11 protein-coding genes are annotated in these 13,106 nt (G+C 72.4%); 3 read left to right on the plus strand and 8 right to left on the minus strand.

Annotation, left to right across the window (positions count from 1 at the left end; genetic code table 11):
* Positions 1 to 4: 4 nt before the first annotated feature.
* Together ACFQS1_RS09685 and ACFQS1_RS09690 are read right to left on the minus strand one after the other, a co-directional pair.
* Complete coding sequence (locus tag ACFQS1_RS09685; RefSeq protein WP_378965963.1) at positions 5 to 409, minus strand: LD-carboxypeptidase; 405 nt, start codon at positions 407 to 409, stop codon at positions 5 to 7.
* A gap of 16 nt (positions 410 to 425) precedes the next feature.
* Positions 426 to 1,049, minus strand: coding sequence for a helix-turn-helix transcriptional regulator (locus ACFQS1_RS09690; RefSeq protein WP_378965965.1), 624 nt, complete (start codon positions 1,047 to 1,049; stop codon positions 426 to 428).
* A gap of 238 nt (positions 1,050 to 1,287) precedes the next feature.
* On the opposite strand from ACFQS1_RS09690, the gene ACFQS1_RS09695 reads away from it, so the two are divergent.
* Positions 1,288 to 4,650 (plus strand): BTAD domain-containing putative transcriptional regulator, encoded by a 3,363-nt coding sequence (locus tag ACFQS1_RS09695; RefSeq protein WP_378965967.1) that lies wholly within the window; start codon positions 1,288 to 1,290, stop codon positions 4,648 to 4,650.
* Between the two features lie 11 nt (positions 4,651 to 4,661).
* Here the strand turns inward: ACFQS1_RS09695 and ACFQS1_RS09700 are convergent, their stop codons facing one another.
* The 4 genes from ACFQS1_RS09700 to ACFQS1_RS09715 form a co-directional block, all read right to left on the minus strand.
* Positions 4,662 to 5,372 (minus strand): zf-HC2 domain-containing protein, encoded by a 711-nt coding sequence (locus tag ACFQS1_RS09700; RefSeq protein WP_378965969.1) that lies wholly within the window; start codon positions 5,370 to 5,372, stop codon positions 4,662 to 4,664.
* A complete protein-coding gene (locus ACFQS1_RS09705) occupies positions 5,369 to 5,878 on the minus strand; it encodes a sigma-70 family RNA polymerase sigma factor (protein ID WP_378965972.1) in 510 nt (169 codons plus the stop codon). Before ACFQS1_RS09705 ends, ACFQS1_RS09700 begins: the two co-directional genes overlap by 4 nt.
* A gap of 143 nt (positions 5,879 to 6,021) precedes the next feature.
* Positions 6,022 to 7,344: a neprosin family prolyl endopeptidase gene (locus tag ACFQS1_RS09710; RefSeq protein ID WP_378965974.1), complete on the minus strand. Its 1,323-nt coding sequence runs from the start codon at positions 7,342 to 7,344 to the stop codon at positions 6,022 to 6,024.
* Positions 7,345 to 7,996: 652 nt separating this feature from the next.
* Entirely contained in the window at positions 7,997 to 9,670 is a 1,674-nt protein-coding gene (locus ACFQS1_RS09715) for an MFS transporter (protein WP_378965976.1), read from the minus strand.
* A 52-nt stretch (positions 9,671 to 9,722) separates the two neighbouring features.
* On the opposite strand from ACFQS1_RS09715, the gene ACFQS1_RS09720 reads away from it, so the two are divergent.
* A complete protein-coding gene (locus ACFQS1_RS09720; protein WP_378965979.1) occupies positions 9,723 to 10,436 on the plus strand; it encodes a TetR/AcrR family transcriptional regulator in 714 nt (237 codons plus the stop codon).
* An 81-nt stretch (positions 10,437 to 10,517) separates the two neighbouring features.
* Positions 10,518 to 12,053: a GGDEF domain-containing protein gene (locus tag ACFQS1_RS09725; protein ID WP_378965981.1), complete on the plus strand. Its 1,536-nt coding sequence runs from the start codon at positions 10,518 to 10,520 to the stop codon at positions 12,051 to 12,053.
* A gap of 20 nt (positions 12,054 to 12,073) precedes the next feature.
* Here the strand turns inward: ACFQS1_RS09725 and ACFQS1_RS09730 are convergent, their stop codons facing one another.
* Entirely contained in the window at positions 12,074 to 12,631 is a 558-nt protein-coding gene (locus tag ACFQS1_RS09730; protein ID WP_378965984.1) for a hypothetical protein, read from the minus strand.
* 25 nt (positions 12,632 to 12,656) lie between these two features.
* Positions 12,657 to 13,058 (minus strand): adenylyltransferase/cytidyltransferase family protein, encoded by a 402-nt coding sequence (locus ACFQS1_RS09735; RefSeq protein ID WP_378965986.1) that lies wholly within the window; start codon positions 13,056 to 13,058, stop codon positions 12,657 to 12,659.
* Positions 13,059 to 13,106: the final 48 nt, after the last annotated feature.

A 13,106-nucleotide genomic window follows, 5' to 3' on the forward strand; every position in this document is an offset into this window, starting at 1 on the left:
CTGGTCAGCGACGCCGGGTCGGCCAGCTCAGCTCCTCGTCGCTGAACTCCTCGACCGGCGTGATCTCGAGGTCGGTTGTCTCGAAGAGGGCCGCTCGCAGCGAGGCGAGGTGTTGGTGGTCGGCCACGAACGGCGCCGGGTCGAGGTGCGGGAGCACGGTGATCTGGTCGCTGCCGCCGATGGTGGCGAAGACGGCGCGGATTTCCGGATCGGCCCACGCCGCCATCAGGTCGGCCGCCCGCGCGGCCGGCGACGCGCCCTGCTGCCGGGTGGTCGGGAACTCCACCGGCTCGAGCTCGAGCAACTCGCGGAGCCGGCGCATGGCGAGCTCGTGGGTCGCGGGGTAGACCGCGGGGCCCGCCCAGGAGGGGGACACGATGGCGACCTTGTCGCCTGGCTTGAGCTTCATGCCCCCTATCCAAGCGTCAAATCATCCCCGCCCGCAGCGCATATGCGACCGCGTGCGAGCGGTTGCGCAGCTTGAGCCGGTGCGTGACGCCATAGATGACGTTCTTGACGGTCCGCTCCGAGTAGCAGAGCTTGCCGGCGATCTCGTTGGTGTCGAAGCCGTCGGCCATCAGCCGCAGCACGTCGATCTCGCGCGGGGTCAGCCCGGACGCGTTCAGGCCGTTGGGCGCGAGCACGTCCCGCTGCATCCGGTCGACCTGCTTGAGCAACTCGCCCACGAGGTTCGGCGGCATCACCCCGCCGCCGGCCGCCGCCGCCCGCACGCTGTGCGCGAGCCGCTCGGAGGTCACCGCGGCGCGCGGCAGGATCGCCACCACCTTGCACTCGACCGCGGTCATCAGCTCGGCCTCGACGACCTCCTGGCAGACCAGCACGATCGGCGCCACGGTCTCGGCGCCGGCCCGGCGCAGCGTGGCCACCACGTCCGGGGTGAGCCGCTCGGCCGCCGCGACCAGCACGTCCGCGTCGGCGCGCTGCTGCGGGCGCAGCACCGTGATGTCGCCGCGGAACTGGAGAAGCGCGGCCAGCCCGGCATGGCTGACCGGATCCATCGCCTGCAACGCGACCCTGACGTGTTCCATGGCCTGCTCCTTCCCCAGCGACGACGACACGCGGCGTGGATCGAGTGTCGGAGAAGGTTCTTCAGGAATTCTTCAGAGATCCTTCATCGCCGGAGAGGGGCCGATAGACCAGTTCAGCAGAGGTCCGTTCCGGCGCGGAAGGCTTACCCGCGAGGTGTGCCCGTAAGTGCGGTTTCCGTTATCCATTGACACCCGGCCCGTCTCCACCGAAGTTGGGTTCACCGACCCGGGAGGACACGTGCCGGAAGTTCTGCGCGTCTGCGTGCTCGGGCCGGTCCGTGCCTGGATCGGCGACCACGAGATCGACCTGGGCGCGGCCCGGCAGCGGGCGGTGTTCGCGGTGCTCGCGGCCCATGCGGGCCGGCTCGTCGGCCGCGACGAGCTGATCACCGCGATCTGGGGGGACTCGCCGCCGGCCACCGCGGCGGGCAGTGTTTACACGTACGTCTCGGGACTGCGCCGCGCGCTGACGCCCGGCCTGCTCACCTCCGCCTCCGGGGGATATCTGCTGCGGGTCGAGCCGCCGGATCTCGACGCCGACCGCTTCCAGCACCTGCGCGCCCAGGCCGCCGAGCTGCTCACCGCCGGCAACAACCGCGAGGCCGCCGACCGGCTCGACGAGGCGCTCGCGCTGTGGCGCGGCGACGCGTACGCGACGCTGGCCGGCCCCTTCCTGGAGCTGGACCGCCAGCGCCTGGCCGAGCTGCGCCTGGCCACCGCCGAGCAGCGCGCCCGCATCCTGCTCGACTCCGGCGGCGACGACGGCCTGATCGCCGAGCTCACGGGCCTGGTCAAGGACAACCCGCTGCACGAGCCGCTGCAGGAGCTGCTGATGCGCGCCCTGCACCGGGCCGGCCGGCACGCCGAGGCGCTCGAGGTGTTCCGCACGGCGCGGCGCACGCTGGTCGCCGAGCTCGGCATCGAGCCCGGCCCGGCGCTGCGCGAGCTGCAGCGGCAGGTGCTGGCCGGCTCGGCCGAGGAGCCGGCCGCGCTGCCGGTCCCGGAGCCGCTGCGCACGGTGGTTCCCACCGCCGTGGCCAAGGCGTTGCGCGATGGCCTCGCGGCCCGTGACTGGATCGGCCGCGAGACCGAAATCGATCAGCTTCGTGCGCTCGTTCGGCAGGTCGCGGCCGGCGCCGGCGGCGCGGTGTGGATCGAGGGCGAGCCCGGCATCGGCAAGACCGAGCTGCTCACCCACGCGTTCGCCGACGCGGCCCGGTGCGGCTGCCGGGTGGCCTGGGGCGCGGCCGACCAGCTCGGCTCGCGGGTGCCGCTGCAGGTGCTGTCGCGGGCGCTGGGCCTGGAGTCGGCGTCGCGCCGGCCGCGCAGCCCGCTGGCCGAGCCCGACGTCGCCGAGGATCAGATCGTCGCCGCCGTGCGGGCCGCCTGCGCGGCCGGGCCGCTCATCCTCATCGTCGACGACATGCAGTGGGCCGACAGCGCCACGGTGCGGGTCTGGGATCGGCTGCGCGCGCTGGTCACCCGGCTGCCGCTGCTGCTGGTCGCGTCGTCCCGGCCGGGCGAGCGGGCGGCGCCGGCGCACGCCGTGCGCCTCCGCCCGCTCTCGGCCGCCCAACTCGACCGGCTGGTGGCCGCGCTGGTCGGCGCGCCGCCCGGCGCGAACCTGCGGGCGCTGGTGGCCCGCTCGGGCGGCAACCCGCTGTTCGCCCGCGAGCTGGTCGGCGCGCTGCGCCAGCGGGACGTCATCGAGGTCGCCGGCGGCCGCGCCGACATCGGGCCCGAAGTCACCGTCGAGCCGCCGCGCACGCTGATGGCGGCCGTGCACGCCACGCTCGACCTGCTCTCCGGGCCGACCCGCGAGGTGCTGCGGCTGGCCGCGCTGCTCGGCTCGGAGTTCTCGGTGAGCGAGGTGGTCGCGGTGACCGGCCGCTCGGCGCTCGACCTGGTCGGCGCGCTGGAGGAGGCCCTCGCGGCGAGCGTGCTGGTGGACAGCGGCACCGACCTGGCGTTCCGGCACGCGTACCTGCGGCAGGCGCTGGTCGGCAGCGTGCCGCCGGCGCTGCGGGCCGGACTGCACCGGCACGCGGCCGAGGTGCTCGCGGCCGGCGGCAGCCCAGTCACCCGGGTCGCCGAGCAGCTGGTGGCCGAGACGCCGGCGGTCGACACGTGGGTGCTGAACTGGCTGCTGGCGCACCACGCCGAAGTGGTGCGCCGGGCGCCGCAGATCGCCGGAGACCTGATCCGCCGGGCGCTGCGCACCGACCTGCCGTCCGCGGCGCAGCGCGGCGTGCTGCTGGTCGCCCTGGTACGCCTCGAGTTCCGCCGCGACCGCTACCCGATGACCGAGGCCGAGGAGGCGATGAGCCTCGCCACCGACCCGGCCGACCGGGCCGAGATGCGGCATCTGCTCGCCACCATGCGGCATCGCAAGGGCGAGGAGGCCGAGGCGGTCGCGATGCTGCGCGAGGCGATGGACGACCCGCGGGTGCCGACGATCTGGCGCACCCGGCACCGGGTGCTGCTGGCCAACTTCCGCCGCGGCGACCTCGACGACCTCGACCGGGCCGAGCGGCGGGCGCGGGACGTGCACGCCGAGGCGGTGGCGGCCGGCCAGCCGTACGAGACCGCGTTCGCCCTGCAGACGATCTGGCTGACCAGCTCGATCCGCCGCGACCACGAGCGCGCGCTGCGCCACGTCGACGAGGCCCTCGACGTGGTGGCCGGCCGTACCGACCTGGCCGGCACGTACTTCGACCTGCTCGACAACCGCCTGTTCTCGCTGCAGAACCTGGACCGGCTGGACGAGGCGCAGCGCACCCTGCGCCGGGCCGCCGAGTTCGCCGCCGCGCACCGCCTGCCGGCCGGGCTCCAGGTGGCGACGGCGGTGCAGGACTACTGGCTGGGCCGGTGGGACGAGGCGCTGGCCGAGGTGTCCGCGGTGACCGAGGACGGCCCGGGCATCACCCTGCACGGCATGCGCGAGCCGGGCGCGGTGACCATGCTGCTGCACGGGGTGGCCGCGCTGATCGCCCTGCACCGCGACGCCCGCGACCTGGCCGCCGCCCACCTGGACGCGGCCGACGCGGTGCCGGCCAGCGACGCGGAGCGGGAGAACTGCGACTTCCTGCTGGTGGCGCGGGCGCTGGCGGCCGAGCAGCGGGGCCGCACGGGTGAGGCGCTGGAGGTGGTGGCGCCGCTGCTCCAGCCGTCGTACGCGCCGATGATGTTGCGCCACCAGTGGCTGCCCGACGTGCTCCGGCTGGCCCGCCGCGAGTCCCGGATGGACATCGCCGAACGGGCCGCCCAGATCTGCGCGGCCGAGGCGGCGCACGAGGTGCGGCCGGCCCGCGCGCACGCCGCGCACCTGCGCTGTCAGGCCCTGCGCAGCGGCGACCCGGGGCCGGCGCTGGCCGCCGCCGAGCACTACCGGCGGGTTGGCCGCCGGTTCGAGCTGGCGGCCGCGCTCGAGGACGCCGCGTTGCTCGGCGGCGACCGCCCGGACGACGCGTTGCGCATCTACACCTCGATGTCGGCGCGCTGGGACATGGCGCGCGTGTCGAGCGCTGTCGTTCGACCACATCCAGCAGCTGGTGAAGGCCCTCGACGGTCGGCACCGTCAACAGCAACTGGCAGCAGGTGATCGGCGGCGCGTCACTCGATGCTGGCGGTGCCGAGCAAGTGACCGTCGTGGTCGGCGACGCTCACCGACTGCACGTCGCGCAGCTGGATCGAGCTGGCCCCGACGACCTTGGCACTGCCGCTCGGGGTCGGCCCCCAGGCTGCCGCCTGCTCGACCTGGCCCCGCATGCTCTTCACCTGGCACCGGAACGGGCCCTCGCCGCGCAGCTTGGTGACGTCGAGGGCGATCGACACGCCCCACGTCTTCGGGGTCAGCACGGCCTCGCCCGTCATGCCGCTGCCTTGCGCCGCCTCGAACCGGGCGGTCACCAGCTGCGGGCTCGGCAGAACCTGCGACGGCTGGTTCTCCCGGCTCCCGCGGATCACCCCGACCCCGATGACGACGGCGACCAGCACCACGGCGGCCGCGGCCAGCCAGCGTACGCGAGCCATCCGATTTTCCCGGCTGCGTTCGGCGCGCATGCGCCGCAGCAGGCCTTCCACGTTTTCCGGGGACGGGCGGGCGGACAGGCTGATCGGTGGTTGCGCCGTGTCGCCGGCCGCGCGCTGGGCGTCCGGCAGGCGTTGCAACAGCTCGGGTACGGGCGCCAGCCGGTCCAACTCGTCGCGGCACTCGTCGCAGTCGCGCAGATGGGCGTCGAGCCGGTCGGTGTCCGGGTCGTCGAGCCCGCCGAGCAGGTATCCGCCGAGCAGCCGGCGCAGGTCGTCGTGATCAGGGTTCACCGCAGCACCCCCATCTCCTCGAACGCCGTACGCAACGCCCTGACCGCGTAATATGCCCGGGACTTCACCGTTCCTTCGGGCACGGACAGCCGCCGCGCCGTCTCCGCCACGCTCTGTCCCTCGTAGTACATGGCCTTGACCACGGCCTGGTGGTCGACGGACAGCCGCTCGAGCGCCTCGGCCACCAGCCAGCCCTCGACCAGCTGGTCGACGTTGTCCTCGGCCGGCATCGTGTTGACCGCGACCTCGTCGGCCACCAGATGCGGGCGGCGCTGCTCGGCCCGCCAGGCGTTGGTCACCACGTTGCGGGCGATGGTCAGCAGGTAGGAGCGGGTGCGGCCCGGATCGGTGTCGAGGTGATCGATGTGCTTCCAGGCCCGCAGCAGGGTCTCCTGCACCATGTCCTCGGCGCGATGCCGATCGCGCACGTAGCGCAGGACGAAGCTGAGCAGGACCGCGTAGTGCTCGTTGTAGAGCGCGGTCATCAGCTCCTCGTCGGGGCTCACCCGTCGCCTCATCCGCGCCATGCCCTTCGCCTGCGTCCACCGCCACTCACTTGTACACCGCCCGGGTAACAGCGGTTCGACCGGCGGCGAAACGGGCGATGCCCGGTCCCCCTCGCCGGGACCGGGCATCGCGTCAAAGAACCTCAGCGCTTCGGACAGAGACCACTACCGGGCCCGCCGTAGCGGAAGGTCCGGGGGTTCACGACGGTCAGCGGATAGGCCTTGGTCTCGGACCGCATCCACATCGCCAGTTCCGGGCCGTTGATGTACGTGATCGTCGTCATGAACGCCGAGGTGCTGTTCTCGACATCGGCGGGCTTGCCGTTACCCATGTCGGTGCAGGGGTTCTCGGTGGCCGCGGCCACCTCGCCGAAGACCTGGACCAGGCCGGAGCGGTTGAACTTGACGCCCTCGTCGTTCCACAGCGATTCGGAGAAGTAGCCGATCCACTCCGAGTCGTAGGCGACCCACCAGGAGCCGTTGAAGTACTGGATCGCGAACTTCTTGACCGAGTCGGCGGGGAGCGTGTCACCCGGCTTGACGTTCTTGCTGTACTGCTGGAAGCCGCAGCCGTTGTAGCAGCTCTCCTTGTTGTTCACCCAGTGGTAGACGAACAGGTGGGGGTCGTCGTCGCCGTTGACCACGCGGTCGACGTTCCAGCCGATCTCGACGATCTGGCTGCCGTCGGCCGACTGGAGGGCGAGCTCGCCGAGCGTGTGGTAGTCGCTGCGGGCCAGCTCGGGCTTGCCGATGTACATGTTGGCGTAGAAGCCGTCGGTCTCGGCGTCCTGCGAGCCCACGTTGTAGTGGTAATACGCCGTGGGGGTCGGGTTGCCGGCGCCGCTGGGCTCGGGCGCGGCCGACTTCGTGTTGTCGGCGGGCTCGGGCGCCGGCCGCTCGGCGTCGCGCGCCGCGGTCGTCGCGGTCTCAGTGGCCTCGGGCTCCGTCGTCGCCGTGGGAGCGGCCGTGGTCTCTTCGGGGGCTGGGGCCGCCGTGGTCGGCTCGGCCGAGGGCTCGGGCGACGCGGACGGCGGCGCCGGCGGCCGGATGTTCGTGCGTTCCTGCCGGAGCCCCGTGTTCCGGGCCCACCGGCCCTTCGGCGCATACCGGCCGCGAGGCTGGACGGAGCCGGTCGCGTCGTTGGCCGCGGCGGCGAAGCCACCGGCCCGCAGGGACCTGCTGGAGGCGCCGGCCCGGCCCTTGCGGATCCTCTCGGGACGCTGACCCCAGGGAAGCAGGGCAGGGGGCGTCGCGAGGCCCACGGTGGCGGCCGGGGCGGCCGCGGGCTGCTGGTCGGAGGCGCCCGAGATCTGTTCCGCACCCGCGTTCAGGGTCGAGGCAACGCCCAGGGCGCCGACCACGGCTAGCGCAAGGCCGGCGGCCAGCAGGCCGCGGCGTGACTTCAACACGTGTCCGTCCTCGTTGATCGTGGGGTCGGAGGTGTGGGCGAGGTGGGCCTCCGGCACCGGTTCTCGGCGGCGCAGGTCACCATATAGCCTTCTCGATTCCCGTTGACCCTGCCGACGGGATTTCCGCCTTAACGGCTGAGGCCCCGAGCCGATCCGGTGATTCAAAACCCCATTTCGACGACGCTGCGTGTCCGGGCGATCGCGGAGGGCGGATTCACGCGTTGTTCGGAAAGAGGCAAAGCGCTACGAGCTTCTTTCAGGTCCGGCGCCGGCCGGAGCCGGGATCGGGTGCCGGAGTGGTACGGTGCCACGCTCGCGCGGCCCGCGACGGTATGCCACGAATCCCGCGCCACCTGTCCGGATTTATCCGCATCAAACGCTCTCCGTCCGGCACGGAACCGAGCGAGATCATCCGGACAAAAGTTCACCATCTCGGATCGGCCCGATAATCGTCGAAATTGCGTTGGGACCGCACCCGGCCCGATCAATCCGAACCATTTCGCACCCATCCGCCGGACCGGGCGCGCCGAACCGCAGGCATGACGTGCGAGCTGACTCCCCGCAGCCGTCCTGGAGCCGCGCCGGACCGGGTCGACCACCGCTACCGGCCTCCCGGTACGCCCCTGAGCGCGTGCGCATCGCGGCGGCGACGGCGGGCGACCGGACCAGTGAGCGGAGCCCAGGCCCGGCCGCCGTCCCCCGCGACCGGTCAATGCGCGGCGGCGTCCTCGGGCCGGGCTTTCTTGGGGAGCAGGAAGGCCAGGCCGAAGGCGAGCATGAGCAGCACCAGGGTCACCCCCGTGGTCCAGACCGTGGCGTCCTGGAACCCGGCGCGGACCTGCGCCCCGCCGTACGCCTGAATCTCCGGCGACGGCGCGCCGGCGCCCTCGCAGCTGGCCGGCACCACGTCGGGGTCGTCCTGCGCGGTGCGGTCGCGCAGGCAGTCCCGCAGACCGGCGATGACCGCGGGCTGCGCGTCGGACGGCACGCCCGAGGTGGTGAGCACCGTCCGCAGCTCGGCGGTCGAGCCGTCCACGTGGGACACCACCTGGCCCGGCAGGATCGCGAAGAAGATGGTGCCGAGGACGGCGATGCCGAACGCCCCGCCGAGCTGCTGCACCGAGGTGAGCGCCCCGGACGCCGAGCCGGTCTCCTCGTGGTCGACGCCGGCCAGGACGATGTTGAAGAACGGCGCCATCGCGAGGCCCATGCCGACGCCGAGCAGCGCCGTCGCCGGGATGAAGTGATACGGCGTGATGCCGTCCCCGACGAGCCGCACGGTCAGCGCGAAGCCCACGGTCGCGACGATCATGACGGCCGTGCCGATGAGCAACAGCTTGCGGCCCAGCTTCTCGGCCAGGCCGGCGCCCGCCGCCACGAAGCCGGCCACCGTGCCCAGCGCCTGCGGCAGCGTGGTGAGCCCGGCCTTGAGCGGCGCATAGCCGAGGCCGATCTGCAGGTAGAACGTGACCACCAAGCCGGTGCCGATGAGCGCGGCGAAGAAGACCAGGCCGACCGCGAGACCGCCGGAGAACGCCCGCTTGCGGAACAGGCTGGGCGTCACCAGCGGGTCGAGACGCCGGCGCTCGCGGCCGGTCTCGTAGATCGCGAACAGGCCGAACACGATGACGCCGGCCGCCAGCAGTACGAAGCACCACACCGGCCAGTCCAGCTCGCGGCCCTGCACCAGCGGGTAGAGCAGCAGGAACGCGCCGACCGCGGCCAGCAGCACGCCGAGCACGTCGAGCCGGGGCGCCTTGTCGCTCTTGAACTCGGGCAGGAACCGGATGGCGCCGAAGACCGCGAAGAGGCCGAGCGGCAGGTTGATGAAGAAGATCATCCGCCAGCCGGCGTCGAAGTAGTCGGCGTCGACCAGCCAGCCGGCCAGGATCGGGCCGCCCACCGAGGACAGGCCCATCACCGGCCCGAACGCGCCGAACGCCTTGGCCTGCTCGGAGGCGGAGAACATCTGCTTGATCATGCCGAGGCCCTGGGGCAGCATGACCGCGCCGAACAGGCCCTGCACCGCCCGGCCGACGATCAGCTGGGTGGGCGACTGGGCGAGACCGCAGGCCAGCGACGCGAGCGTGAAGCCGGCCGCGCCGATGAGGAACATCCGGCGGCGGCCGTAGATGTCGCCGAGGCGGCCGCCGGTGAGCAGGCCGATCGCCATCGCGAGCGTGTAAGCGGCGCCGAGCCACTGGATGAGGCTGTACGACCCGCCGAGCTCGAGGCGGATCGACGGGCCGGCGATGTTGGTCACCAGGGCGTCGAGCAGGTCCATGACCTCGACGCTCAGGATCACGAAGAGCGCGACCCAGCGGTAGCGATAGACGCTCGCGGTCGCGAGCCTCGCGGGGTTCTGAACGGTGTTCGTCGTCACGAACACCGTTCTACTAGCGAACAGCGTTCGCGTCAAGGTAAATTAACCGACGATGAAGGAGTCACCGTTCCTCCGCCGGGCGATCAAGCCGCAGCGCCCCACCAAGGCGCCGCTGAGCCGCGACCAGATCGTGCGGGCCGCCCTGCGCATCGTGAAGGTCGAGGGCATCGACGGCGTCAGCATGCGGCGCATCGCGGCCGAGTTCGACACCGGCCCGTCCAGCCTCTACGCCCACGTGGCCAACAAGGACGAGCTGCTCCAGCTCATGTTCGACGAGGTGTGCGGCATGATGCCGCTCCTCGAGCCCGATCCCGCGCGGTGGAAGGAGCAGATCCTCGAGACCGCCCGCGCCGGCCATCAGGTGCTCCTCGACCACTACGACCTGGCCCGGGCCGCGCTGGCCACCATCCCCACCGGCCCGCACGCGTTGCGCGTCTCCGAGGCGATGCTGGGCCTGATGCTGTCCGGCGGCGTCCCGCCGCGCGTCGCCTCCTGGGCGATGGACCGCATCTTCCTGTACATCACCGCCGACGCGTACGAGATGTCCATCTGGCGGGGCGAGGTGGCGGTGGCCGGCACCGACAAGGCGGCCTTCGTCTCCGAGATGGCCGAGGAACTGGTGAGCTTCTTCGAGCAGCTCCCCGCGGACGAGTTCCCGCACCTCCACAAGCACGCCAAGGACATGGTCGGCGGCGGGACCGACGAGCGTTTCGAGCTCGGCCTCGCCATGCTCGTCGACGGGCTCGACAAATATGTCACGAAATGAGCGATCAACGATGTCTTCAACATCGACCATCCCGGCCCGTCACCCGTAGTTGATCTGACCAGTTTTGTTGATACTGGTCGGATGGAAGGCCTACCGGTCCCGGTCACCGCGTTCGGTCCACTGCATCTGCACGCCCTTCGGGTGCACCGGCTGGCCAACACGGGCCGCGGCCACGAGGCGATCCAGGCCGCCGACGCGTACCTGGCGCTGGCCCGCCTCTGCGGCGACCGGAAGACCATCCCCTTCCTGGTGCAGGGCAAGATGTACGCCAACCTCTACATGGGCCGTTTCGAGGAGGGCGCCGAGCTCGCGGCCGAGCTGCTGGCCATGCACCGCGCCGCCGGTTCCGCGCTCGGCGAGGCCAAGACCCTGTGCGACCTGGCCCAGTTCGACGTGCTGCGGTCCCGCTACGTCGACGGCATGCGCAACCTGGCCCGCGCCTCGGTGCTGCTCGACCTGCCGCACCCCGGCCGCGACCGCCGGATCTCCGCGCTCTGCTCGTTCGCCGAGGCCGCCACCGCCGCCGAGATGTACGAGACCGCGTCCGCCAGCTACGAACAGCTCAGCGAGGCCACCTCGGGCTTCGACCTGGTGCACGCGACCACGCTGCTCTACTGGGGCCTGCGCCTCGACCACATCGGCCGGCACGACGAGAGCGCCAGCCGCCTGCGCCGCAGCGCCGAGATCACCCGGCGGCACGTCGACCAGCGCCCCGACGACGACGGCCCGGCCGCCATGCTGGCGCTGGCCCTGGCCAAGCTCGGCGACGTGATCCCCGCGGAAAAGCTGGCCCGCGACGCGATCCTGCCGCTGCGCGAGGCCGAGAGCTTCCAGCACGCCCGCATGGCCCACCTGGCGCTGGGCGTCAGCCTGCGCGCCCAGGGCGCGCTGCACGAGGCCCGCACCGAGCTGATCGCGGCCCGCGAGCTGTGCGCCTTCGGCGGACGCCCCGACGAGAAGCCGATCATCCGCTACGAGCTGGCCCGCACCGCCCTCGAGATCGACGGCGGCCAGCCCAGTCAGGATCTGTTCGACGCGGTCCAGGGCCAGACCCGCGAGCTGTGGCGGGTGCGCATGCAACGGCTCGCGATGCTGCGCCAGGCCCGCCAGCAGGAGGAGGCCGAGACCGCGCGGGCGCGGGCGGAACGCGAGGTCCTCCGCGACCCGCTGACCGGCCTGGGCAACCGCCGCCGCTTCGATCTCCTGCTGGACCGCATCGACTCGGGCCGCCTGGCCCCGCCGCTGGTCCTGCTGCTGGTGGACGTCGACCACTTCAAGGCGGTCAACGACGCCTACTCGCACTCGGTCGGCGACCGCGCCCTGCGCGAGGTGGCCCGCATCCTGCGCGCACACTGCCGCGCCGAGGACGTCCCGGTGCGCTACGCCGGCGACGAGTTCACCCTCTTCCTCCGCGGCGACCTGGCCGTCGGCCGCGAGGTGGCCGAACGCATCCGCGCCGCGGTCGCCCACTCCGACATCATCCCCGGCGTCCGCCTCACGGTCAGCGTCGGGCTGGCCACCCTGACCGCCGACATGACCGGCGACGCCCTCTTCCGGGCCGCCGACGACCGCCTCTACGCCGCCAAGTTCAGCGGCCGCAACACCATCGCCTCCTGATCAGCCCCGGCCGGCGTTCGTCACAGGGGTTTCACGACGCCGGATTTGCCGCTGTAGAGGCTTCGACTGCCGTCGACGTCGCGCGGGGTGTCCGGCGCGTCCAGCCAGATGATGTAGGGCGCGCCCGGCTTCAGCCCCTTGATCGTCGTCGATACCGTGCAGCCCGCGCCCGCCTTGACCGTCTGCCAGGAGGGCTCCGGTTGCGGCCCGGCCACCAAACCCTGCGGGACGGCGGTGATGCGGTAGGAAGACCCGTACGCCGATGGCCACTCGACCTTGAATCCCCCCGCGACCGGGGTGATGTTCATCGGGATGAGCACCTGACCGGAGTCGGGCCAGCCGATGGTGCAGGACGCCGAGTCGGTCGGCAGGAACGACACCGGCGGCAGACCGGCCGGGCGCGAACCGGTGTACCAGGAGCCGCGCGCGCTGGGCGTCGGACTGCCCGACTCGAAGAGCACCCAGGGCCCGGAGGTCGGCGTCGGCGTCGGCGAGGCGGTGGGCGCCGGCGGGCCGCCGCAGCCGGTCAGGGCGAGTGGCAGCCCCGCCAGCGCCAGCGCGAACGACCGGCCTCGCATCCGACCCCTTTCCCGCAGGTGGTCCCTACCTCCCGATCGGCTTGGGCGCCGCCGCGCTTAGCGGCGGCGCAAAGGTCCAACCCCGCGCCAGCAGGTCGTCGGTCGCTCGCACTGCCGCGCGCAGGCGCCGACCGTAAGTTCCGGTCAATTCCCGATTTCGTACGCCGTGAACCCGCAACTCGTCGCGGAAGCGCCCGGTCATCCACCGCCGCAGATGCTCCCCGTCGCGCAGGCCGTCGTCCTCGAACGGCACCCCGTCGTCGTCGGTGAGCAGGTAGAGGTCGGCCGGGCGGACCAGCTCGCGCACGGCCGGCGCGACGACGACCGTAACCCGCTCGCACTCGCGCTCGGCCGCCCTGATCAGCTCGTGGTGCCCGAGGTGCGGCGGGTAGAACTTCCCCACGATCAGGCCATGCCCGAACCTCACGCCGCGACCAGCTCTCGGCGCGCGGCCGGCCGGCGGCGCCGGCTCAGA

Origin of the sequence: Paractinoplanes rhizophilus, assembly GCF_042664765.1 — a bacterium.
GTDB lineage: Bacteria > Actinomycetota > Actinomycetes > Mycobacteriales > Micromonosporaceae > Actinoplanes > Actinoplanes rhizophilus.

Excerpts from the sequence above, each read along its gene's own strand:
- ACFQS1_RS09730 (WP_378965984.1), bottom strand. The coding sequence starts at position 12,631 with ATGCGAGGCCGGTCGTTCGCGCTGGCGCTGGCGGGGCTGCCACTCGCC.
- ACFQS1_RS09690 (WP_378965965.1), bottom strand. The coding sequence starts at position 1,049 with ATGGAACACGTCAGGGTCGCGTTGCAGGCGATGGATCCGGTCAGCCAT.
- ACFQS1_RS09720 (WP_378965979.1), top strand. The coding sequence starts at position 9,723 with ATGAAGGAGTCACCGTTCCTCCGCCGGGCGATCAAGCCGCAGCGCCCC.
- ACFQS1_RS09725 (WP_378965981.1), top strand. The coding sequence starts at position 10,518 with ATGGAAGGCCTACCGGTCCCGGTCACCGCGTTCGGTCCACTGCATCTG.
- ACFQS1_RS09685 (WP_378965963.1), bottom strand. The coding sequence starts at position 409 with ATGAAGCTCAAGCCAGGCGACAAGGTCGCCATCGTGTCCCCCTCCTGG.